At 57.0% G+C, this 25417-nt stretch carries 17 protein-coding genes; 8 read left to right on the top strand and 9 right to left on the bottom strand.

Annotation, left to right across the window (positions count from 1 at the left end):
- The first annotated feature begins 16 nt into the window (after positions 1-16).
- A complete protein-coding gene (locus J0X15_RS12720; protein WP_206941282.1) occupies positions 17-1402 on the top strand; it encodes an aminotransferase class I/II-fold pyridoxal phosphate-dependent enzyme in 1386 nt (461 codons plus the stop codon).
- 81 nt (positions 1403-1483) lie between these two features.
- On the opposite strand, the gene J0X15_RS12715 is transcribed toward J0X15_RS12720, so the two are convergent.
- The 4 genes from J0X15_RS12715 to J0X15_RS12700 form a co-directional block, all read right to left on the bottom strand.
- Positions 1484-2290 (bottom strand): SDR family NAD(P)-dependent oxidoreductase, encoded by an 807-nt coding sequence (locus tag J0X15_RS12715; RefSeq protein WP_206941280.1) that lies wholly within the window; start codon positions 2288-2290, stop codon positions 1484-1486.
- Positions 2291-2339: 49 nt separating this feature from the next.
- Positions 2340-3533, bottom strand: a complete 1194-nt coding sequence (locus tag J0X15_RS12710; RefSeq protein WP_209015315.1) for a capsule biosynthesis protein — start codon at positions 3531-3533, stop codon at positions 2340-2342.
- Between the two features lie 133 nt (positions 3534-3666).
- Positions 3667-4782 carry a capsular biosynthesis protein gene (locus J0X15_RS12705; protein ID WP_209015314.1) on the bottom strand — a complete coding sequence of 372 codons (1116 nt, stop codon included), beginning with the start codon at positions 4780-4782 and terminating at the stop codon, positions 3667-3669.
- Between the two features lie 328 nt (positions 4783-5110).
- Complete coding sequence (locus J0X15_RS12700; RefSeq protein WP_209015313.1) at positions 5111-6334, bottom strand: polysaccharide biosynthesis/export family protein; 1224 nt, start codon at positions 6332-6334, stop codon at positions 5111-5113.
- 232 nt (positions 6335-6566) lie between these two features.
- Here J0X15_RS12700 and folD point away from each other — a divergent pair, with 232 nt between their 5' ends.
- The 3 genes from folD to J0X15_RS12685 all read left to right on the top strand — a co-directional run bounded on the left by folD (position 6567) and on the right by J0X15_RS12685 (position 14152).
- Complete coding sequence (folD, locus tag J0X15_RS12695) at positions 6567-7478, top strand: bifunctional methylenetetrahydrofolate dehydrogenase/methenyltetrahydrofolate cyclohydrolase FolD (protein WP_206941276.1); 912 nt, start codon at positions 6567-6569, stop codon at positions 7476-7478.
- 213 nt (positions 7479-7691) lie between these two features.
- Positions 7692-9707: an autotransporter assembly complex protein TamA gene (locus J0X15_RS12690; RefSeq protein ID WP_209015312.1), complete on the top strand. Its 2016-nt coding sequence runs from the start codon at positions 7692-7694 to the stop codon at positions 9705-9707.
- Positions 9708-9769: 62 nt separating this feature from the next.
- Positions 9770-14152 carry a translocation/assembly module TamB domain-containing protein gene (locus J0X15_RS12685; RefSeq protein ID WP_206941273.1) on the top strand — a complete coding sequence of 1461 codons (4383 nt, stop codon included), beginning with the start codon at positions 9770-9772 and terminating at the stop codon, positions 14150-14152.
- A 44-nt stretch (positions 14153-14196) separates the two neighbouring features.
- On the opposite strand, the gene J0X15_RS12680 is transcribed toward J0X15_RS12685, so the two are convergent.
- Positions 14197-15243, bottom strand: coding sequence for a YeiH family protein (locus J0X15_RS12680; protein ID WP_206941264.1), 1047 nt, complete (start codon positions 15241-15243; stop codon positions 14197-14199).
- Entirely contained in the window at positions 15240-16262 is a 1023-nt protein-coding gene (locus tag J0X15_RS12675) for an Ldh family oxidoreductase (RefSeq protein ID WP_206941262.1), read from the bottom strand. The genes J0X15_RS12680 and J0X15_RS12675 overlap by 4 nt, the downstream gene beginning before the upstream one ends.
- 386 nt (positions 16263-16648) lie before the next feature.
- Between J0X15_RS12675 and J0X15_RS12670 the strand changes: the two genes are divergently transcribed.
- The gene (locus J0X15_RS12670) at positions 16649-18106 is read left to right on the top strand and encodes an NAD-dependent succinate-semialdehyde dehydrogenase (protein WP_206941260.1); all 1458 of its coding nucleotides are present in this window, start codon (positions 16649-16651) and stop codon (positions 18104-18106) included.
- Between the two features lie 74 nt (positions 18107-18180).
- Here the strand turns inward: J0X15_RS12670 and J0X15_RS12665 are convergent, their stop codons facing one another.
- From J0X15_RS12665 to J0X15_RS12655, 3 genes are all read right to left on the bottom strand, one after another.
- Complete coding sequence (locus J0X15_RS12665; RefSeq protein ID WP_206941258.1) at positions 18181-20994, bottom strand: EAL domain-containing protein; 2814 nt, start codon at positions 20992-20994, stop codon at positions 18181-18183.
- Positions 20995-21037: 43 nt separating this feature from the next.
- A complete protein-coding gene (locus J0X15_RS12660; protein WP_209015311.1) occupies positions 21038-22132 on the bottom strand; it encodes a FecR domain-containing protein in 1095 nt (364 codons plus the stop codon).
- Between the two features lie 279 nt (positions 22133-22411).
- Positions 22412-23134 carry a glycerophosphodiester phosphodiesterase gene (locus J0X15_RS12655; RefSeq protein WP_206941256.1) on the bottom strand — a complete coding sequence of 241 codons (723 nt, stop codon included), beginning with the start codon at positions 23132-23134 and terminating at the stop codon, positions 22412-22414.
- Positions 23135-23541: 407 nt separating this feature from the next.
- Between J0X15_RS12655 and J0X15_RS12650 the strand changes: the two genes are divergently transcribed.
- The 3 genes from J0X15_RS12650 to J0X15_RS12640 all read left to right on the top strand — a co-directional run bounded on the left by J0X15_RS12650 (position 23542) and on the right by J0X15_RS12640 (position 25390).
- Positions 23542-24129 (top strand): YceI family protein, encoded by a 588-nt coding sequence (locus J0X15_RS12650; protein WP_206941254.1) that lies wholly within the window; start codon positions 23542-23544, stop codon positions 24127-24129.
- Between the two features lie 101 nt (positions 24130-24230).
- Positions 24231-24815 (top strand): cytochrome b, encoded by a 585-nt coding sequence (locus J0X15_RS12645; RefSeq protein WP_206941252.1) that lies wholly within the window; start codon positions 24231-24233, stop codon positions 24813-24815.
- A 26-nt stretch (positions 24816-24841) separates the two neighbouring features.
- Positions 24842-25390: a YceI family protein gene (locus J0X15_RS12640; RefSeq protein WP_206941250.1), complete on the top strand. Its 549-nt coding sequence runs from the start codon at positions 24842-24844 to the stop codon at positions 25388-25390.
- Positions 25391-25417 lie beyond the last annotated feature (27 nt).

Here is a 25417-nt window from a genome sequence, read left to right as displayed (position 1 = left end):
AGAAACGACCTACGGAATGGATGCTTCGGAAAAGGCAAAACTGATCGACAACCTGCGAACCGGTCGCAAATCTGCCCGGGATCGGCGGGGAAGCGGCTCCGCAAGAGTTGGTTCGTCAAGTCTGCAGGAGAATGCTGGCCGCGAGAAGGACAAGCGCCCGAAGGCCTTCGACTTCCGCAAGTTGCCGCAGGTAAAACAACTCCAGATGCAACGCGCGGCAGCAGACATTCTCGGCGTTACCAATCCGTTTTTCCGTCCACATCAGGGCATCGCCAGCAACGTTACGCTGATCGATGGAGAGACCTATGACAACTTCGCCTCTTACAACTACCTTGGACTCAACGGTCATCCGCTGATCAACCAAGCTTCAGCAAAGGCAGTTGAAACCTTTGGCACCAGCGCGTCCGCCAGTCGGATTGTAGCGGGTGAGCGGCCGATTCATGGTGAGCTAGAAACTGCATTGGCCCATTTACATGGGGTGGAATCTTCTATCGTCATGGTGTCTGGGCATGCGACCAACGTCTCAACGATCGGCCACTTGATGGGTAAAGGCGACCTGATTGTTACCGACAGTCTTGTTCACAACTCGATTGCCGAAGGCGCTCGCTTATCAGGCGCCACTCGTATCAACTTCCCTCACGATGACTTCAAGGCACTGGAACGTCTGCTGCAAGAGCAGCGGCACAAGTTCGAGAATGTGCTGATCATCATAGAAGGCCTGTATTCCATGGACGGCGACGTCCCAGACCTGAAGCGGGTGATCCAGATAAAGCAGGCCTATGATTCATGGCTTATGGTCGATGAAGCTCATTCCATCGGAGTGCTCGGCCAGTCAGGCCGTGGCATCTGTGAGGAACAAGGCATTGATCCAACATCCGTCGAACTCTGGATGGGTACTCTCAGTAAGACCTTCTCGTCTTGCGGCGGCTATATCGCCGGGTCAAAAGTTCTGTGCGACTATCTGAAGGTCAGTAATCCTGGCTTTGTTTTCTCAGTCGGTCTGTCCCCAGCGCTTAGTGCAGCTGCGCTTATGTCGATCGAGATGATGGCAAAGGAGCCTGAACGCGTTGCCAAGTTGCGTGAAAATGGCGCTTACTTCCTGAAAGTCGCCACGGATGCCGGCTTGAACACGGGGCCAAGCATCGGCGCATCTGTCGTTCCGGTAATTGTCGGCGACAGCTTGCGAGCTGCCATGCTCTCAAACAATCTGCTGGAACGGCGGATCAATGCACTACCGATCATCTTCCCTGCCGTTGCTGAGAAGTCGGCACGTCTGCGCTTTTTCATCACCAGCGACCACACGCTGGAGCAGATCGACCGGGCGGTGAATGCAACTGTGGAAGAGCTCGACAAGTTGAATGCCGATACAGGGGTTATGGACCGGCTGTTGAAGTCCTCATAGGACAAGCCGTCACGCTCGCGCAGCTGATCGAAGGGTACGCAGCAGCTTAAATCAAGGGACAACAAAAGCCGGGCGCGTTTGTTACACGTCCGGTTTTTTCGTATAGCGCGGATCCGGCTCAATCGTCGCTGCGAAGCCTCCCATGAAAATATCGCCAAGTTTTGCAGGCAGAAGATTTTGCAAACGAATTCCCCACGCCAACAAGAACGGAAAGGCAAAAAACGCTCGCTTGGCCTCAATGGCACGCCACATCCTGTCTGCCGCTTTCTCTGCTGACCACTCAAGCGGCTTTGGACCATTGTGGCGCGCAGACATCGGCGTCGTCACAAAACCGGGGCAGATGATGGTAACACTGACACCAAACGGCCTCAGCCAACCGCGCAAGGAGTGTCCATAGGCAATCACTGCCGCCTTGGTCGCACTATAACCTGGCATCTCCGGCAAGGCGCGCATACCTGCCAGGGACGAGATCAAGACAACTTGCCCCCTCAAACGTGATCGCATGCCTTCCACCACTGCGCCGACTGTATGAACAGTGCCACGCAGGTTGATGTCGATCTGACGGTCGAAGTCTTCGAGAGCTTCGTGGCTATTGCCGGCACCGAGCCCGGCTGTCACCCCTGCATTGGCAATCACCAGATCAATTTCAAACCGCTGCTGCACGTCAGCCAAGGTACGTCCCATCAGCTCCGTGTCCCGCGAATCGACAGAAGCCGTCTCCACGGTCGCACCCAAAACTGCGACCTGTGCCGCAAGTGCATCCAGTTTTTTCTGATCTCTGGCAATAAGCACCAGATGTCGACCAGGCTTCGCCATGCGTTTCGCCAGGGCTTCGCCAATGCCGCCGCTCGCCCCGGTCAGAACGATGGTTTTGTATGCCTCAGCCATCCAAGCCTCCTGTTTCCAGCTTATCAGTGTTGTCGATCCGCCAATATCATCATAACGGAACACCCAAGGCCCTCGCGCGCTCCAACCTGGGAGGCGGAAAAACATACGCCCCAGGCTCATTGACGCTGCACTCAAGCATACGGCGGACCATGTTTTCGGCTGCAATGCGAGTGCCCTGCTTGTTGTGGATAGAGCCAGGCACCTGCACTGTGCCGGCCAAGGCTCGGCAGTAAGCAGCCAGAAGGTCCGTGTCTGGTCTTTTCGGCGCTCCCCAAAAATCTTCGAGTAATCCATCGTGCGTCATCCCGACGATGTCGAAATGCGCTGGTACGAGTGTCTTGACAGGAACGCCTGCCATAAGCGCTTCCAATCCGGCTGTGGAATTCAATGTCACCAGTCCGCTTGCCAACGGAAACAGGTCCGACATCCGGCCGCCGTCGATATACTCAACACGCCCCACCAAACCCCGGCGACGGGAAATATCTTTTATGACCTGCGGCCAGTTTTCGTATCCCACATCCAACGGATGGCTTTTGATCAAAAGCTTCGCACTCGCAGGCGCGTTTCTCGCAAAGGACGTCAGGATTGTATCCAGAACCTCGGAGAAGCTGTCAAAGGGCGAATGGGCTCTCAGCTGAAAGTCTCCTTCCAGCTGCAGCGGGAGCAGGAAGAGCGGCCCCCGTAACCGTTTTAGACGCGCAACAACCTCCGCCGCTTCTCGATCGCGCTTCTTGGCGCGTATCATCTTCCAAGCTCCACGCAGGTACTCCGGCACAGGCGAATAGATCGTATGACGCTGAAAGTGCGGGAAAAGTGGCCTGGCAACCACATTCAACAGATTGTAAATGACGTCCGGCCCAAGTTCTAGCCAGGTCGACTTCTCAAACCGGTTGTCGAGATCAATGGGACCAACGGATTCAGAAACTGCGCGGATCTGCTGCGGATCATCGGGGAAACAGCTCAAGGTCGACAGGCCGTTGCGCTCAAGTGTCATCCAACCTGACCGCAAAAGGCCGAGTTCAGTTACAAAGACACGTGCGCCTACTGCAAAGGCGACGTCAATCGCAGCCTTGTGGTAGATTCGCTGATCCCCATGGACAACCAGGTCTGTAATGCCGTTTTTCTGTATGAAGCGTTCGACAAACTCAGGCCAGACGCTGACCTTGCCGCGAAACGAGATTGTACGTGGCCCGGGCCAGTGCAGCCAGTCACCAGCACATAAATTGATCCGCGATACCCTCACACCAGCTGCGGTAAGGCGCCTCCCCATTTGTCGGTAAAGAGGAGACAGGGGGCCCTGGAGAAACAGAAAGTGGCGCTCGGAGCCAGGAGCAGAGACAGCCTCTACCGGCAAAACAGTTTCTATATTGGTAGTCTCAGCGGCGCCACGCATTGAACCACCGCTCGGTTTTGCCCCGATTGGCCATTTGTTCAACGAAGGTCACTGGAATATTCATCGCTTTCGCCCTCGCAAGTCGCGGCGGCTCCTCGCATAGTGCACCGGGTTCGTTCACCCGGTTTTCCATCAGCCGGCGTGCCATAGCGTAAGCGGCAACGCGCTGCCCCTTCGGTTGGTAGAAGTCACCTTTGACCTGGATCGTGGCAGCCAGAAGTCGCTCCAACGAATCCAGGAGTTCGAGGTCCGGCACGGTCCCGTTCTTCCAGAAATCGTCGATAGGCACCTGACAGGTCAGCCCTTCCATGTCGTAGAGCGCGATACCGAGAACTTTCGTCGGACATCCTACACGCAGGGAATGCAGACCAGTCGTAGAATTGATCGTCAAGGCACCACGCGAATACCGTAGAAGTTCATCGAGATTGCCGCCATCAATGATCCGGACACGGCGCTTGACGCCAAACCGCTTGGCAACAGACATCAAGATGCGTGTCCAGGGCTCGATGCCGTTGTCGAGCGGATGAACCTTGAAGACGAGATGAGCTTCCACAGGCGCCGACTTGGCGAAGGAACGTATGACTTCTTCCGCAGCCTTGCCTATGTGGTTGAAAGGAGAATTGAAGCGCAGCTGATAGTCGCTCTGCAGCTGCAGCGGAAACACATAGTAAGGCGTGCCGGAGGCCACCAGATCGTCGATCACCTTCCCAGCGCGGCGATTGCGCCAGCGCGCCAGCGGCAGACGGAAAAGATGGCGGGTATAGTCAGCCAGCGGGTGATAGCAGCGGTCTCGGTCGTACTTGGGAAATGCCGATGCCAGAACAACATTTGACATGTTGTGAATCACTTCAACGAAGGCTTCCTCGCCAAAGCTATGTCCATAAAGCTGTCGTCGATCAATATCTGGAAGGTCCCGCGCCGCGGTCCGAATGGTTTCCGCGTTATTGGGAAACAACGAATGAGCCGACATTCCATTGCGTTCAAGAGTGATCCAATCCGGGCGCAGGTACCCGAACTCATATGCAAAACACTCGATCCCCAGGTCCTGAGCCACTTCATGTGCTGCCACATGATATGGCAACCGGTCAGCGTAATACACGATATCGGTAACGCCATTCGCTAGGCAGAAATCACTAAGCCACGCTTTCCAATCGCTCAGGCTGCCTCGATAGTTTGTGCAGCGCAGGTCATGCCAAGCAAGCCAGTCCCCTGCGCAAAGATTGACGCGTAAGCTTTTGGCACCCAATAGGTCGAGTTCATCGGCGAGGACCCTGGCGAAACGCGCAGGTGGCCCCTGCAGAAACAAAAATACTCGAAACGCCTGACCCAAACTGGATACTCGCACTTATGAAACCAACACCTGTACCCCACCAGGAGAAGCCTCGCAGCGGGTCAGCCTCCACAGGCTTATCACATATTCCAATGTGTTAATCGACGAGGGTGTTCGCCGCAGCAACATTGCTGATTAACGGCGCAATAATAGCAAGGAATTTCCCAAACTCGGCAGTCGGATGATTGGACACGTACATGATGTCCTTGTCCCGTAGTTCAAACTCCCGGGCAAGAAAGAAGCCACGCGGATCACGCAGGCTCAAACGGTAAACAACCGGAACCTGCGTCTCTGACGGAATGGAGCGAGACAATTGAGGATCAAGGGCCTGAGCCAGCTGAGCATCTTCATAACGGAACAGAAAAATTCCAGCAGCATCGGCCTTGTAATCGTTCAGGCCACCAACGGTTGCGAGGCCTTCAGCCAACGTCACCTTTTTGGTCTTGAAAGGAACGAGTGTGTTGCTCTTCACCGCTCCAAAGACAGAGAAGGTACGCGGATGATGCGAAAGTAAGACCGTGTCGCCCGGCGAGACGGTCACATTATTTTCCGGGAACTCAATCAGGTGCTCGAGGCGTGTCGTGCCAGAATGCCGACCCCGCTTCAGGGTAACAACCGTCTCGAAGGTTGCTTCACGAGACCCGCCGGCAGAGGCGATCAGATCTAGAAGCTGCATCTTGCGACTTGGCAACGGGTAAACGCCCGGCTTCATCGCATCGCCAACAACAACGGCGGTGGTGGACAGTTTATCGCCCAGCGTCACGACCACCTGCGGCTCAACGGCCTTGCCGATCAGCTTTTGCTGGATCGATTGACGCAGGCCCTCGACAGTCAACCCTGCAGCGCGAACACGGCCCGCATAAGGCACGAAGATATAGCCGGTTTCATCAACAACGGCCGGAATTTGATTAACGCCATCGTTCTCAGAGCTGAACAGCCCTTCACGTGTTGCTTCCCAAATTCCGATCACCAGCGTATCGCCCACGCCGAGGGACGAAGGAGAAGCCCCATCACCGACGCCGAGAAAACGATTGGCGAAACTGCTGGGACGATAACCTTGCAGCATATCAACTGTCTGCGTGTCGAGATTAATCAGGGAATAGCCGGTCTGCTCAGCGTCTGTTTCCACATCCTGCGCGGAAATATGAATTGCGCCAGGACCATCAGCGGGGAGAGCCCCACATCCGGCTAGCAACATCGAAAGAAGCGCAGGTGCGGCAAATCGCATGAAATCGTCCATTACTAAAAACAAGCTAGGTTCTCGTATCACGCCGAATCGCCTGCGTCCAAGCAGTTGACCAGCAATAAGGAAAAGCCTCAACAGATGTGTCCCTCCGGTCACAGTTGAAAGCGATTCCCTTAATGAAATGAAAAACTTTCGCTTGCATCCCCAATTTGCTCGTCACCGGAAATCGTCGATCCGGGCGAGCTATCCCTCGCTTCTTTTACCCGCAAAACCGAGATGTGGCCGGATTTTTTGTTCTGGTGCCTTGTCCACGCCCGAGGAGCCTTCCATAAAGGCGCTTCGGCCCGCCTTCAAACGGAAGATGATCATGACCCAGCCCACCCTGATCGACGGCAAAGCCATCGCAGCAACTGTGCGCGACGAAATTGGCCGCCGCGCCAGCGAACTCCTTGCCTCCACCGGAAAAAGACCAGGCCTGGCTGTCGTCCTGGTGGGCGAGGATCCCGCCAGCGAGGTCTATGTGCGCTCCAAGGATCGGACCGCAAACGAGCTGGGGTTTCATTCGGTGAAGCATACCTTGCCAGCCTCAACCGGCGAGAGCCACCTGCTCGAACTGATCGGAACGCTGAATGATGATCCGGACATCCACGGCATTCTGGTGCAGTTGCCGCTCCCCTCACATATCGACGAAAGCAAGGTGCTGCGGCTGATCAAACCCGAGAAGGACGTCGACGGCTTTCATCCAGTCAACGTTGGGCTGTTGACCTCCGGCGAAAAGGACCACGCGCTGATCCCTTGCACGCCGCACGGAAGCCTGATCCTCCTGAAGCGGACGCTCGGAAGTGATCTCAGTGGCCTCAACGCCGTTGTCGTCGGACGGTCCAATATCGTCGGCAAGCCAATGGCCAGCCTTTTGCTTCAAGAAAGCTGTACAGTGACAGTAGCACACAGCCGAACGAAGGATCTGCCAGACGTCATTCGGGCTGCTGACATTGTCGTGGCCGCAGTCGGCCGCCCCGAGATGATACGCGGTGACTGGATCAAGCGCGGAGCGACCGTGATCGATGTCGGTATCAATCGTCTGCCGGCACCGGAAAAGGGCGAAGGCAAGACGCGCCTCGTCGGTGACGTCGCCTTTCGGGAGTGCCAGTCCCACGTCGGCGCAATCACGCCGGTTCCCGGTGGTGTCGGCCCGATGACGATCGTCATGCTGATGGCCAATACCCTGACGGCAGCCCGGCGGCAACTGGGATTTCCGGAAGACAAGCCAATTTTCTGAATCCACGGCGAAGCCTTGTCAGAACCGGAAAACCATGTTTTCTCAAATAACTTTCTACCCTTGCGGCAGCAAGGTTAGGGCTTGCTTATTCTTAACTGAATGCAATCTAGTATAACGGATGGAGGGTTAATCTGGCCGAAGACGCACTGGACTTGGAGCGAGAAACCGCCTTGAGACCAGAATTTTCAATATTGGGATGAAAGGCGGCGTTTAGTGGGTCGTAGACCGTCTGCCACACTGCGGGACACATCTGAATACCTCGCAAGCAACAAGTCCGAATCGCAACTCGGGCTTTCCATCAACCGACGCAGCTCTCTGCGGCGGATGAATGTGCTTGCCTTGTCTGCATCTCTGGGCATTACATTTTCTGCCGCCTTTGCTCTGAGCGCTGTGCCGGCGGCTCAAGCCTTCGAAATATTTGGAAAAAAATTCTTTGAAGGCGACAAACCTTCAAATATCAGCGTGCCAGATCCCCTTCCCTACTCAGCAGAACTCTCTGTTGTTGGCAGCCAGGAAGACGATCTGCAGGACAAGCTAAGCGCAGCTTCAACTCTGGTGACCAAGGAAGACGAGGCACCCTCAGGACAGGCTGGGCTTATTTCACGTGGCCTGTCTGACGTGAAGCGCATTCTCGGCCAGCTTTATGCCAACGGATATTATGGAAGCACGGTCTCCATTCGCTTCAACGGCACCCTGCTTGAAGAGACTCTGGAAAGTGGCAAGATTCCCGGCCCCCGCCCAGTCGAAACCTTGATATCGGTTGATGCTGGATCGCAATTTCAGTTTGGCGAGATTACTGTGCTCGCGTCCGGGCCTGGCGCAGAAGACTTGCCGAAGGATCCGCTCCGCTGGGATCTAATCTCCGGTGAGCCTGCACGCTCGGGCAAGATCCTCAATGCCGAGCAGAAAATCGAATTGTATCTGCGTAAGCGAGGCTATCCGACAGCAGATATCGGCGAGCGTGAGATCGTTGCCGACCACGCCACGCGCAAACTGGATGTCAGTCTCCCGGTTGAAACCGGGCCAAAAGCCGTTTTTGGCGCCGTTACGGTCTCAGGCACAGAAGTCACCGATCCGGCGTTTGTTGAACGTTATGCCCTCATCCCGGAAGGGGAGATCTATTCGCCCGAGACGTTAGACAAATCCCGGAAGAGACTGAACGATCTTGGTATTTTCTCCTCGGTTCGGCTGGTGGAAGGCACTGTTCAACCGGATGGGTCCTTGCCTATCAGTATCGAGGTGAGCGAGCGCAAGCGGCATGTCGTTGGCGCGGGCGCCTCCTGGTCGTCGACAGAAGGTATTGGGCTGGAAGCCTACTGGCGCCGCCGTAACCTGTTTGGCAAAGGCGAATTGCTGTCGATTGAAGGGTCCGTGGGTCGGTTATCGGCATCCAGCTTCACCGACATGGAATATGCGACCCGTATCGCCTTCGACAAGCCAGGTGCCTTCGGACCACAAACCTCTTTTAGCACGGCACTTTCTGCAGCTCAGGAAGCCCCGGATGCTTATACCAGCCGCACCGTAAAACTGGAGGGCTATTACAAGCGCACCTTCAGCGAGACGCTGTCCGGGCAGGCCGGTGGCGAAATCAGCTTCTCCAATGAGGAAGACGTTTACGGCACGCAGGATTATCTGCTGGTCGGAACGCCGGTCGGGCTGACCTACGATAGCCGCGACAATGTTCTGGACCCGACGGAAGGCTTTTACCTGAAGGCCGATGTCGAGCCGGCCTACGACACGATTGGCGGAGAAGCCATGCTGTTTACCCGGGCGACCGGCAGCACCTATTACGCACTTGATGAGGCCAACCGCTTTATTCTTGCCGGCAAAGTTTCAGTCGGAAGCATTCTCGCGCCAAGCATCCGCTCGGTTCCGGCCAGCCGCAGGCTGATTGCCGGCGGAGGCGGCTCAATTCGAGGTTATGCCTACCGCAACGTCGGGCCACGCGTGAACGGCGAAGTTGCTGGTGGCAGAAGCCTTGTGGAACTCTCTGGCGAGGTACGGGTTAAAATTACGGACACCCTTGGAGTGGTGGCCTTTGTGGATGCTGGCAACGCCTATGAGGATGCCCTGCCCGACTTCAGCCAACCGCTGAAATTCGGCGTTGGGGCCGGCATTCGTTACTATACGCCCATTGGGCCATTGCGCGTGGATGCGGCCATACCGTTGGATCCTGGGCAAGACGACCCAGATTTCGCCCTATATGTTGGGTTAAGTCAGGCTTTCTAAGCCAATGCCCAAGAAATTTCCGGAAGGGAGACCTGTCCGGCTTTGACAAATCAGGTGCCGAATTGACCAAACTGGCCAAGAGCCTTGCCGTTGTCGCGGCCCTACTGCTGTTGCTTCCCCTCGCCCTGATCTTTCTGACGATCACCGTCCTGCAGTTTTCCAGTGGCCGTGCAGTGGTGTCTGACCTGGTATCGAGCATCGCGTCGACAGCTGACCTCCAGATCAAGCTGGAGGGGCTCTACCTTGCCTATGACCTGGATGCCGGATTTGATCGCGTTATTCTGGCAGACCGCGAAGGTGTCTTTTCTTCCGCCGAAAATTTCTCGCTCGAATGGCAACCCACTGCACTGCTTGGCAGGCGCATCGATATCACCTCCGCCGACATTGCCAGCGTTACGGTCCTGCGCCAACCGACATTGCCCGCAGCTACAGACCAGGCGGCCGCCACAACGACCGAGGACAACAACGCCTTGTCCCTGCCGCCGAGTCGTATCGGCTCGCTGACCATCGGAATGCTGTCTCTCGGCAAAAAGCTGCTGGGTGAAGACATCCAGTTGTCTCTGAACGGTGGCGGGTCGATCGATCCCGATCCGATGACACTCACCGGTGCGCTGGAAGTCTTCCGCAAAGGCCCGACCGTCGCTGACGGAACGTCTGGTGGGCGCATTTCTGCCAATGTTGCCTTTGCTCCCGATGCGGGAACACTTGCCTTCACCCTGGATGTAGAAGAACCACAGGGCGGACTTGCCGCCAGACTGCTGGATGTCCCCGGTCTGCCAGCGCTGAATGTCGCATTGAAAGGCGACGGACCGTTGAGCGACTGGGCCGCCGATCTGGCCGTCGCACTTGATGGTCGCCAGACCGTCAGCGGCACTGCACGCCTGACGACGGATGGTGTGGAGCGTCAGCTGACCACCAATCTGCAGGGGGACCTCTCCCCGCTGATGCCGTCATCCGTCGCCGCCTTCTTCCTGGGCAATACAGACCTCGAAGGCTCAGCACACCTGTCAGAGAGTTTCATTCCGTTAGACGGCGCTCTCCAGCTTACCACCGGCACCTTGAACCTGACCGCAAAGGGTGATTTCAATCCGCAAGTCAATGGATTGAATGCAACCGTCAACCTGGATGTGAGTGCCGGAGGTGGCAATCTGATCGCCGTGGAGATCGGCGACCGCCGATTGCAGTTCGGTCCCCTCGCGCTTCAAACGCAAGTCTCTGGCCAATTGACTGCAGCTGATTGGTCGATCGAGTTGACGGGGCAGTCCCTCGGAACAAACGAAGGCAAACTCCAGAACCTGGCGTTGACCGCCAAGGGAAATGGCGCTGACTTTTCCCCCGACGTTCTCGAAAGTCCCTTGTCCGCCAAGCTCACTCTAAACGGATTGGCACCCACAGACAGGGCCCTGCAAGAGCTTTCCGGCGACAGTGAGATAACGCTGACCGGCCGGGTAAATGGGGTGGCTCAACGACTGGATATTGCCGAAGCCATTGCCATGCTTCCTGGCATTCGCGTGGACCTTGCAGACAGCCTGATCTCTCAACAGGACCTGAGGATAGCCGCGACAGCTTCCGCTGACGACCTGTCGCGTTTTGCAGCACTTGCAGGCAAACCACTTGAAGGTGTTGCAGAGCTTGCCCTCACCGCACGCGGCGCGCCTGCCAACCTTAATCTGACGGGCACTCTTCAGGTGGCTGGATCCGGCGTAAAGGTCGGCATTCCCCAGGCAGATGCGCTGTTGGCTGGCGAAACGCGACTGAAGAGCGACTTCAAACTGGCCGGAGCAGACAATCTTGAGCTGACCGAACTTTCTGCGACCAGCGAAGGCTTCAAGTTGACAGGCAATGCCGCTTTGAAGGCGCAAGAGATCTCCGCGGATCTCGCTGGCGAATTGAGCGAGCTGTCTCTGCTGAACCCACAAGTGGTGGGCCCACTTGCCTTTTCCGCGACAGTCGGCGGCCCGCTGACCGCCGCCGAGGTCAACCTGAACCTGTCGAGCGAAACGATCACTCTGGCAGGATCAGACCTGCACAACTTCGATGCGGACATTGAGGCCACCGCCTCAGCCACGGAACCGGCAGCCACAATCTCAATGACAGGACGGTTGAAAGACCAACCGCTCAACCTGTCTGCCCGACTGACCAGCTCTGACGGGGGTGTCGTTCTGGACGATCTCCAAGCCGATGTTGCGGGCAATAGGCTCTCGGGTCGGTTCGAGTTGGCGGATCTTTCCAGCGCGCCGCAAGGCCTCGAGGGCACTCTGACAATTGACGCTGGCGATCTGGCCTCCTTGTCCCCGCTTGCCCTGCGTCCCTTGGGCGGAAGTCTGCGCGGCGATATCAAGGTAACGGCAGCCGAGGGACTGACCACTGCGGCAGATGTGGAGCTCTCCGCAACGGATCTTAAAATTGAAACACTTGCCATCGGCAGTCTCAGCCTGAACGCCAAGATAGATGACCCGTTTGCAGTGCCATCCATCAATGCCAAAGGCACCGCCCGCGACGTTCTTGCCGGATCGGCACCGTTCAAAACCCTGACGCTGACGGCACAAAGCTCCGGGCGTACGACGGACTTCGAGACCCGCGTCGCGCTGACCGACGGGGCCAACCCGGATGGGGTCAACCTGACCGGCACGGTAACTTTGGAAGACAATGGCGGCATCACTCTCGCCCTATCTGATCTCGACGGACGCTATCAGGGTATTGAGACCGACCTGAGCAGCCCGGCGCAAATCCTCTATGAAGGCGGCAAGACCAGTATCGAGCCAATCACCCTGGCTCTGGGCAACGGACGCCTGACCGTCTCAGGCAGCGTTGCGGACACACTTGACCTGACAGCCGACCTTAAAGACGTGCCGTTGACCCTGGCCAACGCCTTTGCTCCAGACCTGGGGCTCAGCGGCATATTGACCGGAAACGCAAATGTCAAAGGCCCGACCTCCGCACCGCAGGTTTCTTGGAAAGCCGGTATTGCGGATCTTAGCGCTGCACAATTGCGCCAGAACGGGCTTTCCGCTCTCGGCGTCGACAGCACCGGACAGCTGGAAGGCACAGTCGTCACCCAGACCACCAAGGTCTTCGGTCCCGACGGCCTCGTTCTGACAGTGAGCGGTCAGGTACGCACCGGCACACAGGCGCTCGACCTGGCGCTGGATGGCTCTCTGCCGCTCAGCTTTCTGCGTCGCCCCTTTACGGAGGCCGGCCTGAGGGCAAAGGGCGCCATGGCACTTTCAGGCCAGGTCAAAGGCACTGTGACCTCGCCGCAGTACTCTCTCTCTGCCACCCCAAGCTCGGTGATCCTGACAGACCTCAACACAGCCACGACCCTGCAGAACTTCAAAGGCTCTTTCGAAGTCACTCAAAGCGGTCTCTCCGTTTCCAACGTCACAGCTGATCTGGCTGCAGGCGGGTCGATTTCCGCCAATGGCAGCATTGGCCTGGACGAGGGCAATTCCGCCAACCTGACGGTCAAGGCGAACCAGGCGCGTTATGTCGATCCGGGTGTCGTCAACGCCCTCTTCGATGTTGATGTGGCAGTGAATGGCCCCCTCACGGGGACATCGTCTGCGGCAGAAGTCTCTGGCGACATCACCATCGGAAAAGCAGACATCACCATTCCCGACAGCCTACCCGGCACAGTTTCACCGGTCGCGGTGAAGCACGTCAACGCGCCAGCGGATGTGCGCGAACAGGTCAAGGACATTGGAGGTGGGCCCAGCAAGCAGAAAGAACAAAGCACTGCGACGTTACCGCCACGCCTCAATATCAACGTTTCCGCACCAGGGCAGATCTTCGTGCGTGGGCGTGGGCTGGATGCCGAGCTTTATGGCAACCTGCGGATTGTAGGCACGACCAATGATCCTCAAGCAATCGGCGCCTTCACCCTGCGCCGTGGACAGATGGATGTGCTGACACGCCGGCTGACATTCTCCAAGGGCGAGGCAACCTTCACGGGTGACTTCACCCCGATCATCTCGTTTCTCGCCACAACAACCGTTTCGTCAACCGCGATCAATGTGGGCATTACCGGGCCGGCAGGCGATCCTTTGATCAGCCTGACCTCCTCACCCGATCAGCCACAGGATGAGATCCTGGCACTGCTGCTCTTCGGCGAAGACATGGGGTCCTTGTCACCGACGCAAATCGCCCAGCTGGCGGCGGCCATTGCCACACTGACTGGCGGCAACGACAGCGGTCCTCTCGCCTCATTGCGAAAGTCGCTGGGCCTTGATGCCATCGACATCGACACATCCGGGGAGGATGGTCCGACGGTCGGAATCGGTAAATATGTGAATGAAAATATCTACCTGGGTGTCGAACAGGGCACCAAGGAAGGGTCGAGCCGGGTCAAGGTGGATATCGATCTGGACAAGGGCTTCAAGGTTCGCGGCGAAGTCGGAGCCTCTGGCGATTCAAAAGCCGGGATTTATTTCGAAAAGGAATATTGAGCAAAACCTGCCCGGACCATCGAACCGGGCGGGTATCACGAGGCTCACAGATGTCCGAGCAGCAGAATGGTCATGGTCAAAGCCAGGCTGGCGAGAAACACCGTTTCAGCGACAATCACCCCGATATGACGAGCGCCGAGGGCGGCCATCGCCTTCAGCGAGGTTTTGACGCCGAGGGCAGAAATCGCGGCAATCAGCAGCCAGCGTGACGTGAGGACGAGCGCTTCCTGCCCTTGGGCCGGAATGACTCCGGTGGAGTTGACCAGCAACAGCACTGCGAAGCCGACTGCAAACCATGGGAAAGACGCCCAGCCGCTGGGAATGGAACCGCCGCTTTCTTCTGCGGCCCGCCGTGAGGCCGCCCGGTAGGAGAAGGCAAGGATCAGCACGACGATGGGCAACATCGCAACCCGCAGGAGCTTGACATACGTGGCGATGTCTCCCGCCTCGTCGGAGACCGCATAGCCTGCGCCAACCACCTGCGCCACGTCGTGGATGGTCGCCCCCAGCAGCACACCCACCACCGTGTCGGAAAACCCGAAGAGACCGAAAACAATCGGGTAGAGGATCATCGCGATGGTCGACAAGGTGGTCACTGCGATCACCGTGAAGAGGGTATCGCGTTCAGCTTCCCTGGTTTGCGGCAGGGCGGAAGACACAGCGAGAGCTGCCGAGGCTCCACAAATGGCCACCGCGCTACCGGTCAGCAAGCCAAACTCGCGCGACCGGCCGAGCAGACGTGCCAACCCCCAGCCAGTGAGAATGGTCGCGACTACGCAGGAAATGACGAGTGCCAAGGGACCGGCACCAAGGCTTTCGATCTGTTGCAGGGTCACGCGGGCGCCAAGCAAGGCCACGCCAACCCGCAAAAGCTTGCGGGCGGTGAATTCGATCCCGGCAATGCACGGCCCTTCCTGCGACAGGAAGTGGAAGGCAATGCCAAGCAGCAGCGCAAACAGCATGACCGGACCACCGTAATGGTCGGACAGGAAGCCGGCGGCGGCGGCAATTGTGAAGCACAACAACAAGCCGGGAAGCAGTTTCGCCACCCCTTGAGTGCGCTTTTTAGCGTCGCGAATGCCCATCCTCATGCTGCCCCCTGTTGCTGACCTGACAAGGCCAGCACTTCCCGATAGATTTGCTCCGGAATGAGAATGCCATCTCGAGCAGCCGCTTCACGCAGTCCAATACGTCGGCTGCCGGGCATTCGTGCGCCTTCCACCCCTTCCACGGCTTCGACCATGGTTGTCATCTTGTCGCCGAAAGCGCCAAAGGAGGATAGGTTCGGATCAATAGCAATGATGACCTGACCAAGATCAGGTGCGGCGCCTTCACCTGAAAAGAGGCTTGTCGACTGGTGTCCGAGCGCCGCGCCGACCAGCGCCCCGCCGAGAACATCGATCATCATGGCAAGGGCGGCCCCCTTGGCGCCACCAATCGGAACCATGGTTCCTTTCATCGCCGCAGATGCGTTCGTTGTCGGGTTGCCTTCCGCGTCGAACGCCCAGCCTTCAGGGATCGCCTTGCCGGTTTTTTCCGCCGTCATGATCTTGCCCTTGGCAACCGTTGATACCGCCAGATCGATGACCAGCGGAGGCTGGCCTGGTACCGGTGCGGCAAAGGCAATGGGATTAGTGCCAAACAGGGCCGTCTTGCCCCCCCAAGGCGCGATAGCCGCAGGCGCATTGCCGAAGACAAAAGAGACCAGACCGGCCTCGGCCAAAGCCTCACAATGGGCGCCGCCCTGGCCGAAATGATGCGAATGACGAATAGCCACCATGGCAATGCCCTGGCTGCGAGCCATGTCCGGCAACTTCTCCAACGCAACAGAGATTGCCGGATAGGCAAAGCCGTAGTTGGCATTCACTCGCAAAACCCCAGGGGCTGCTTTTTCGATCTCAGGCACCGCATAGCCATCGACTTTGCCGGAGCGCGACTGTGCCGCATATCCAGAGACGCGACTCAAGCCATGACCTGGCTGACCAGATGCGTCGGCGGCGACCAAGGCATCCGCAACAAAACGCGCGTTTTCTGCAGACGTACGGTTGGCCACCAATGCCTTGAAAACGAGATCATGGGCATCCTGAAGCGACAGGGAAACGTCTGACATGTGAACCTATATATTTTGGGAATGATATTCTCGAAGGAGTGCTTCCGATAGCATGAGCAGGTTGCGCTTGACCAGTGGATCAATTTCACAGTCCGGCACAACAGCATCGCCTTTGCTGGCCGATATCGGCTGGCTCTATAAAAAGCAGGTTTGGAATCAGCCCCAAACTCAACGGTTTCGCCAGGCGGAACCGATGGTAGCCTTGACCCGAACGCGGTGTAGATGTTTGCTGCGGTGGAATTATGTGATCACATTTCTTCACTGGCGTGAATACGCGTCAGGCACCATATGTGAGCAGACAGATCATTCACATAACGGGCGAGGAAACGCCTGTTTCAAACACAAGAGGCCCGTCTTCAACCGGGACCATTGAGGGAGCACAGCTCATGAGCTTCGACAACGCTTTCAAAAAGGAAGCCATTTACATCAACGGCAGCTGGAGTGCTGCGGACAACGGCGCGACGGTTGAAGTCATCAACCCGGCGACCGATGAGATCATCGGCACCATCCCCCATTGTGGCCGCGCCGAGACTGCCCGCGCCATTTCCTCTGCTCATACTGCTTTCAAGAGCTGGAAGAAGACCACTGCTGAAGAGCGTAGCAAGCTCATGGGCCGGTTGGCCGACGAGATCGTCGCGAATCTGGATGAGCTGGCCCTTCTGCTGACCGCTGAGATGGGCAAGCCTCTGGCCGAAGCCAAGGGCGAGATCATGGGCGGCGCCAAGTACATCCGTTTCTTCGCCGAGGAAGCCAAACGGGTTTACGGCGACATTATACCCTCTCCCTGGGGCGACCGTCGCATTCTGGTGACCAAGGAACCTGTTGGCGTGGTCGGGGCCATCACGCCTTGGAACTTCCCGAACTCGATGATTGCCCGCAAGCTGGGGGCTGCACTTGCCTCGGGTTGCACCATGGTGATCAAACCCTCCGAGTTTACTCCCTACTCTGCTCTCGCCTACGGCATCCTGGCGGAAAAGGCAGGCCTTCCGGCAGGCGTGATCAACGTGCTCACCGGTGAAGCCAAGGATATCGGCGAAGAGATGTGCGAGAACCCGCAGGTCGCCAAGATCACCTTTACCGGCTCCACGCGCGTCGGCAAGATTCTCGCCGGCAACGCTGGCAAGGCGATGAAAAAGATCTCAATGGAATTGGGCGGCAATGCGCCTTTCATCGTCTTCGATGATGCGGATCTGGACAAGGCCGTGGAAGGTGCGATTGCATCGAAGTTCCGCAATTCCGGCCAGACATGCGTCTGTGCAAATCGGCTCTATATCCAGGCGGGTGTTTATGACGCTTTTGCCGAAAAACTGGCGAAAGCCGTGACCGAGCAGCTGAAGCCGGGCAACGGCCTGGACGACGGGGTTACCCAAGGTCCGCTGATCAACGAAGCTGCGGTAAAGAAGGTGCATGAGCATCTGGAAGACGCCAAGTCCAAGGGCGGCAAGGTGATTGTCGGCGGTACCGAGGTCGATGGCCCTGGCACCTTCTTCCAGCCGACCGTCGTAACCGGTGCGCATGCCGAAATGCGTGTGGCCCGCGAAGAGACCTTTGGTCCGCTCGCTGTACTCTTCAAATTCGAGACGGAAGCCGAGGCCATTGAGCGTGCAAATGACACCGAGTACGGCCTTGCCTGCTACTTCTACACCAACGATCTGGGCCGAAGCTTCCGGGTGATGGAAGCGCTTGAATACGGTCTGGTCGGCGTCAACGAAGGCGTTATCACGACCGAGGTCGCCCCGTTCGGCGGGGTCAAGGACAGTGGCATGGGCAACGAAGGCTCCAAGTACGGCCTCGATGACTATCTCAACATCAAATATGCCTGCTTTGGCGGTCTTGGCGCCTAAGCGCTGCGACACTCCTGAAAACGACAAAAGGCCCGCACATCGCGGGCCTTTTTTCTTGAGAGTAAGCTTTATACCTAGGCAGCAGAGCGGAGAAGCTCTTCGATATCATCGCCCAGCATAGGACGGCCATAGAGATATCCCTGACCAATATCACAGCCTAGTTTTCTCAAGACCTCTCCCTGAACTGCCTCTTCAATGCCCTCTGCAACCACCTTCATTCCAAAGCCCCTCGCGAGACCGACAACAGTTTCCACAATCGCCCGATGTGCAGCATCCGTATGAATGTCATCGACAAAGCATTTGTCGATCTTGATCTTTGAGAATGGAATACGAGGGATATAGCCCAGACTGGAATATCCGGTTCCGAAGTCATCGAGAGAAAGGCAGCAACCAAGTTTTCGCAGCTCGCGGATATTTTCTTCGACCTCTGAATGATCCTCTACGAACAGAGATTCCGTCAGTTCAAGATCCAGATATTCCGGTTTGAACCCGGTATCATTCAAAGCGCGCTTTACCACGTTGATAAAATCAGAGTCGCTGAACTGAACTGGAGAAACATTCACTGCAACCCGCAATGGTTTTGTCCATTGCACCGCTTGCTGCATGGCCTCGCGAAGGATGAATTCCCCAAGTGTCTTGATGCGGCCGTTCTGCTCGGAAATGGCAATGAATTCGACAGGCGAGATCGAGCCGAGGTCCTTGTGCGTCCACCGCATTAGGGTTTCAACACCGATCAACTCACCATCTTTCAAAGAAACAAGTGGTTGATAGACAGCTTGAATCTCATTGTGTTCAAGAGCTGTAGCCATCTCCATATCGAGTTGTCGGCGACGACGGAGCGTATTGGACATTTTCTCCCGGTACTTGACCGGGCCACGCTCTGAATGACCATGCGCCAAGGCAAGGGCATTGCCGGCCTCCCGCAACAACTCCTGGATCGAGCCGGCTTCGTACTGCCGGATAGAGTACCCCATATCGAAGCGCACAATTACCCGATTTCCGGCAAGATCGTACTCTCCGGAAATCGCCGATTTCATCTGCTCCAGAAAACTGCGTGCCTCGACATCTGAACTCACAGGGAACAGAAGCGCCAAGCGATCTCCTCCAATAGCCGACAAGGTGGTGCCTTGTATCGCCATTCCCCGCATTCGATCCGCCGTAGCCTGGGCCAAAAGATCCCCGTACTGAAACCCAAGAGATGCCACGAGCTGATCAAGTTGATCGACAGCCGTAAGCGCCAAGCACAGTTTCATCCCATTGGGAAGCCCATGACCGGTTGCCAGAGGACAGTTTTCAAGACCTGAGCGGTTCAGCAGGCCCGTTATTGCATCATGGCGCGCCATGTGCTGCAGTTTGTTTGTTGCTTCTCTCTGCGCTGTCACATCCCGACATGTCACGCTTGCCAGACAGACTTCCTGAGAAGCTTTTTTCGATCGTCCCAGGTCCAAATGGGTAGAAGCTGCGACCACGAACTCCACAACCCGTTGGTCTCCTTCCTCGAGGGGAATTATGACCTCGCGGATATCTGCGGCATTACGAGACCAGTTGAACTGACTGTCGAAGACTTCCCGAACAGCACCCATGAGCTCATCAGGCAGGACATTATCCGCACGAACACCAACGGACACCGAGGATGGAAGAATGCGGTAGGCAGCGCGGCTCATAGCCTGAATGCGCAGCTTTTGGTCAATGACCATGATTCCATCGAAACTGTCGTCGAAGACCCGGCCGAGGATATTGTTGGCATTATGTGTCTGAACCCGGGAAATGCGCAGAAGTATCTTGCCCAGGCCGATTTGACGAAACAGCAGGTGCAGGAACACCAGTGTCAGCGCGATCTGCGCCCCTGACGTCTCCAGCATGACCGGATACTTTGACTGGACGACAAGCCCAAGGGCCTCGAACAGTGCCATGCCTCCCAGAATCCCGGACGCACGCCACCACCAATCAAACCTTTTCCAGATTACCAATGGCAAGGCAAAGAGCAGGGCGGCGATCAAACATTCCAGCCAACCCTGAATAGTAAGTGCGCGCTGCTGAAGTATGCTTTCGGCTGCAAGGATCTGGACCACGGCGCCTGGTAGCACACCATGAACAGGTACAGAGAAGAGATCGCGAAGCTCCTGTGCACTTGCGCCGATGACAACCTTTCGCCCCTGAATTGCCGCAGGCGCAACATGGCCGTTGATCAAGTCAATGAAGGAGAAAATCGGCAACGACGTCGGATCTATACTGTAGTCGATATAAAACGCTTGACCCATAGCGGCTTCCCCTCCTCCGAGGAAGGCGGCTAGGGAGAGGGTCGGTTCTTCCGAAATTTCGTCGCCCCATATGGCCTGCCAAACGCGGCCATCCTCCGCTATCGGGACACTGACGACGACAGGCCAGCTGACACGTCTCAATGTCTCTATCGGACGGTTTACAAGGGCCTGTTTCCCACGCGCATTTCCCGATGAGGCGGGCTGCTGAAAAGTCGCAAGTCCGACGCTGCCGCCTGCCCGCTCCAAAGCTTGGGAGAAAATCAAATCGTTGGCTGAACTGGATTTAGAAGAGAAATCGATATCAAAAACGATATCAGAGGCGCCCATCTCGCGGAGCTTATCAAGCGCTTCTGCATACAGACGCCGAGGCCACGGCCAAATTCCCGCCTCTTGCAAGCTGCGCGCATCAATCTCCACAAAAACAATATCACCAGTCGGAGCTGAGTGCAGAAAACTGAATCGTGCCTCGGCCAGCGGGCGCGTCAGATAGGCAAGCCCACCAGAAACCTTTAGGCCGACCACGACCGCGCTAATGACAAGCGCCACAGCTGCAATCTTGATTGCCCTTCTAAGGATCCTTGCGAGCTGCAAGCTATACCTGTTTGATATCAAACGCCAAAATGACATAAGAACGTCCAACAGCTATGGCCTTGTCGAGACACATCAAGCTTCATTTGTTTTTTCCACCAGCGTTGGAGTTCCCGGAGTTTCCCGCGCCATTGGAGTTGCCACCGGCGTTCGAGTTGCCGGAGTTGCCATTGCCGTTGCCGCCGGCGTTCGAGTTGCCCGAGTTGCCATTGCCGTTGCCGCCGGCATTCGAGTTGCCCGAGTTGCCGTTGCCGTTTCCACCGGCGTTCGAGTTGCCCGAGTTGCCATTGCCGTTGCCACCGGCGTTCGAGTTGCCCGAGTTGCCATTGCCGTTGCCACCGGCGTTCGAGTTGCCCGAGTTGCCATTGCCGTTGCCGCCGGCATTCGAGTTGCCCGAGTTGCCATTGCCGTTGCCACCGGCGTTCGAGTTGCCCGAGTTGCCATTGCCGTTGCCACCGGCGTTCGAGTTACCGGAGTTACCATTGCCGTTGCCACCGGCGCTATTGTTTCCGGCACCAGAATTGCTGTTTCCGCTGCCATAGACATTGGTGGAATTAAAGATAGAGTTACCACCAAACGGCGAGTTCGAACTGCGTGAGGACGCCGCGTCGTTGGACGCATCAGAGACGGGATCTGAGGTCGGCACGTTCTCAACAGCAGGCGTTTCGAACACAGGAGCCCGCGGCCGACCGCGAGAAACAGTTGGCACGGTTGTCCCACCGACACTCAGCCCAACCGTTGACGCTGGAGATGTAGAAGCGAACTGACCGGCAGTCAGGTCAGTTCGGTCGCCGGACGCAAAGTCGCTGACGTTGACGACACCGCGGTCGACCGAAACTCTGGCATCTTTCGATCGTACAGAAACCGTAAACTTGGTGCCTTTTACGACAGCAGCAAAGAAAGGCGTCTCCACGGTAAAGTGCGGCCGACGCTGTTTCTCGACTTCAACCGTAAGAGCACCACTCTTCTGCAAAAGCGTCGTTTGCTGGTGGTCACTACGATAGGCAGACAGAGCGAAGGTGGTGTTCGGTGACACCATGACTGTTTCGCGCCCACGCGCCAGAAGCGCTCGGCCGTTCGAGCGGGTGGCAAGGGTGTAGCCACGCTTCAAAGGCATGCCTGTTTTGGCACGCAGTGCCTTGATACCAGGCGCCACCAGATAAACGGTTCCTGTCACGCGTTTCAGCACCCAGTCAGCGGCAAAAGAGCTGCCGGGACTTGATAGTGCGCAAAAGACACAAGCGACAACAACAAGCAGCACTCTCCGGAGAGCCGGAAAACACTGTACATTTTCGCCCCACACACTGTTTGTTACCAAACCGCGGTTCAAATCAAACGCGCCCTGCAATTTGCCACCTCGATAAATTTCCTGAGATGACCCTAGGTCCGAAGATTTAAATTTTCGAAAAACTGACCACGAACTTTTTCGCCAAATGCCTGTTTCTTGTCATTTGAGTTATCCGGAAACAGAGTTAATCTGCTGCTCCACCTGTCGGAAGAGATCCACTTCGTCGATATTCATCTGCTCGATCCCCGATCTGACTGCAGCTTCAAAAACGACAGGGTCGTTTCCGGCATAGAATATCTGGGTGACAAGGCCGACAGCACGCGCTTCGGCCGCAACTGCTTCCGTCAGATTTTCCGGATGAAACTCCAGAATTGCGGCCTCCAATTCCACGGCGCGCGCAACCGATCCAACATGCTTGTATAAAACCGAGCGACGGAAATCGGGGACACGGGCACGAGTTTCCGCCCGAATGGCCGGGTCGAAGGAGAAGGTCCAGGCATCTCTCAACAAACCGCGCCGGGCCAGCATGTCACGCACGTCGCCAGGGTCTGCTGCCTTGATTTCGGCATAAGGCACAATCCGCCCCACGCAGGCATCGAGAAACGCATCAAGGCGCGGGATTCGCTGGCCGGCGAATTCAGGCGCAAACCAGCTTCCGGCATCCAGTGCGTCCAACTCAGATGAGGTCATTTCGGCAACGAGCCCGGTGCCGTTGGTCGTGCGGTCCACAGCTTCATCGTGAATGACATACAATACGCCATCCCGGCTGGTGTGAATATCAAACTCCACGACTTCCGCGCCCAATGCCACGGCCCCTTCAAGGGACGCAAATGTGTTTTCCGGGGCACGTATACTATCGCCACGATGGCAAATAATGCGGGCTTTTTTCACGAGTTTTCTCCTTTTGGCGACACCGGTGCCGCAATGAGCGAAACGCAAAAAAGCTTCGTCCACGGCATCCAGCCCGCAGCTTGAAGTGGAGACTGATCGATTCGAATGATGCTGGCATGACAGCGCGCCAAGCCATGGTGCTAGCGTTCGCAAGCACCTGCTTGCGCCCTAGAGACGGTTTCACAATCGCGTCATTCAGTGCCTTTCCCATGGAGTAAGAGCCTTGAGGAAGCGCGGACCAGCGGGAAAACGGCTCAAAACAAGAGTATTTCAGCCCCCCTCGCAAACAGAGGCACTGTTCACCCCATATGGACAGTTCGTTAAATTGTTTAACTTGAGAACATTGCTATCTGTGTCGCAGTCGCGCTCCTCCCGAGCCGCCCCACACCGACTTCTGAGGTTTAGACATGATCCGCTTCGCATCGACCGCTTTTGCGCTGTCCCTTATGAGTGCATCGGCATTTGCCGAGCCCGTTGCCTACGACTTTGACGCTTCGCATTCCAACCTGGCGTTCTCCTACAATCACCTGGGTTACTCCACCACCGAAGGCCGCTTCGGGGCGTGGGACGGCACACTGATGATCGACGAAGCCGATCCGGCAGCCTCCTCGATTGAATTCACCATCGACATCTCGTCCCTCGACACATTCTGGGAAGAGCGAAACACGCATTTCCTCTCCCCTGACTTCTTCGATGTTGCCAACTTCCCGGAGGCAACTTTCAAGAGCACGTCTGTAGAGAAAACCGGCGATAGCACGCTTAAAGTCACCGGCGACCTGACCATCAAGGGCATCACCAAGCCGGCTGTTCTGGACGTGACGGTAACAACCATTGGTGACCACCCGATGGCCAAGGTTCCGGCTGCCGGCTTTGCCGTTTCTTCCGTCATCAAGCGCTCCGACTACGGTATGGACATGTTCGTGCCCTACGTCAGCGATGAGATCACCGTGACCTTCAACGCCGAGTCGATGAAAGCTGGTGCAGCAGCACAATAAGCCGAGTTCAGCTCGACCCTGTCACCTTGCCGACAGGGTTGAGCTGCTCTGACCACGCCAGGCTTTTCAGATGCAGGCCTTGCGATTTTCAGGAGCCATTCATGCTTCGCAATACGCCAAGGGGCTACGGTCTTGTTGCCATCAGCTTCCACTGGATCATGGCAACGCTGATTGTCGCCATGCTCGGGCTGGGTCTCTACATGACCAGCCTGCCGCAGAGCGCCCCCAACCTTTACCCATTGTATCAGCTGCACAAGTCGATCGGCTTTGTGGTTCTTACATTGACCACCCTGCGAATCGTGTGGCGCCTGGTGAACCCGAGCCCAGCACTTCCTGCTGCAATGCCGGCACTGGAAAAGCTCGCCGCCCATCTGGGGCATGCGGGGCTCTATGCCTTGATGTTCCTGCTGCCCATCTCCGGTTGGTTGATGGTGTCCGCCTCGCCCTGGGGGATTCCGACGATCGTGTTTGACGTGCTGCCCGTGCCACACCTGCCGATCCCGCCGGTGCTCGGAGACAAGGCGCAGGCCGAAAGCCTTTTGAAGGTTGTCCACGAGTATGCCGCCTGGGTGTTGGTCGCTTTGCTGGTCGCTCATATTGCTGCCGCGTTGAAGCACCACTTTATCGCACGGGATGACACCTTGCGCCGAATGGTCTCCGCCAAGCCGGCCAAATCCGCGTCCTGACACTGCTTTACAAGGACTTGAGACTGATGATGAAATCCCTGATTTGCGCTGTTGCCGCCCTGCCCCTCCTGGCTGGTGCCGCAGCCGCAGATACCTGGACTGTTGACCCGGCCACGAGCACGCTCGGGTTTCAGGTCAAGCAGGCCGACGGACAGGTGGATGGCAAGTTCGAGAGCTGGCAGGCCAGCATCGACTTCGACCCAGAAGCCCCGCAGGATGCTGTGATCTCGGCCAAGATCGAAACCGGCTCGGCCATCACTGGTAATGCCCAATATGACGATATGCTCGCACAGCCGGACTATTTCAACTCCGCCACCCTCGGCTCGGCAGAGTTCAAAACCACATCGGTGTCACCCGTTGACGACGAAACCTTCCAGGCTGAGGGCATTCTGACGATCAAAGGTGTCAGTCAGCCCGTGACACTGGACTTCACCCTCAAGATTGAAGGTGACACTGCGCACGCCGTTGGGGAAGCCAGCCTGAGTCGCACCACCTATGACATCGGCTCCAGCGTTGCCACCGCAACCCTCGCCGATGTGGTGACGGTCACGCTGGACCTGACTGCCAGCCGATAAGCTCCGGCGTGAAGCCCGGCTGAGCCA

The organism is Roseibium limicola (genome assembly GCF_017313085.1).
Taxonomy (GTDB): Bacteria; Pseudomonadota; Alphaproteobacteria; order Rhizobiales; family Stappiaceae; genus Roseibium; species Roseibium limicola.
Note: the sequence above shows the minus strand (reverse complement) of the source record. Positions and strands in the feature narration are given on the sequence as shown.